The organism is Denitromonas iodatirespirans, assembly GCF_018524365.1.
GTDB lineage: Bacteria > Pseudomonadota > Gammaproteobacteria > Burkholderiales > Rhodocyclaceae > Nitrogeniibacter > Nitrogeniibacter iodatirespirans.
Genome location: NZ_JAEKFT010000120.1, coordinates 1 through 719, shown reverse-complemented (window position 1 = coordinate 719; position 719 = coordinate 1). Strand labels below are relative to the sequence as shown.

The 719-nt window shown below is 65.4% G+C and carries 1 protein-coding gene; it reads left to right on the top strand.

Features of this window, described 5'->3' with window-relative positions; genetic code table 11:
- Window positions 1-422 (top strand): transposase (locus tag I8J34_RS24215; protein WP_214364187.1); only part of this gene is annotated, 422 nt, incomplete at its 5' end.
- Between the last annotated feature and the right edge of the window lie 297 nt (window positions 423-719).

Below are 719 nucleotides of genomic sequence, written 5' to 3'. Positions count from 1 at the left end.
ACGGCGACAAGGCCTTGCTCTATCTGGGCCGCTACCTGTACCGCGGCGTGATCCGCGAAGCGGACATCCTCGCCTGCCGCAACGGCCAGGTCACCTTCCGCTACCGCGAGGGCAGCAGCGGCGCGATCAAACGGCGCACGCTGCCTGGCGCACAGTTCCTGTGGCTGATGCTCCAACACGTGCTGCCCAAAGGCTTTCGCCGCGCGCGCAACTTCGGCTTCCTGCACCCGAACAGCAAGCGCCTGATCGCGCTGTTGCAGTGGCTGCTCAAGTTCATTCCAGCAGCGCCACCGACAGCCCAGCGCCCGGCCGTGCCTTGCCCGTGCTGCGGCGCTGCGATGCGCATCCTGCGCACGCGCTTGAGGCCGCCCGAAGCGATACATCCCACCTCGCCACCCATCGAGCCGGCGACGGTGTGTTGATCATGTAACCGGGCGCATTCGATCGGTTTCGAGCAGGGAGTTCGGCGCCCGCAAGCCCAGAGACCGGCTCGCCTGAAATTCGGCTCGAAGCTGCCCAAATCGACCGAATTCGGTCTCAAGGACGCAGTCGGCGGCGCTGGCTGCGGGTGGAAGACGGCGCGCCCACATCAAAACCGCCCCGGTCGGGGCGGATCAGCGAGAGATATTTGCAGGGGAAGAATCGAGCGGCATCGCCCGAGGACCGGGCTCGTCCAACAAACGGTTCAGATCGTGGATCGCTTCGCGATCACGATCTAA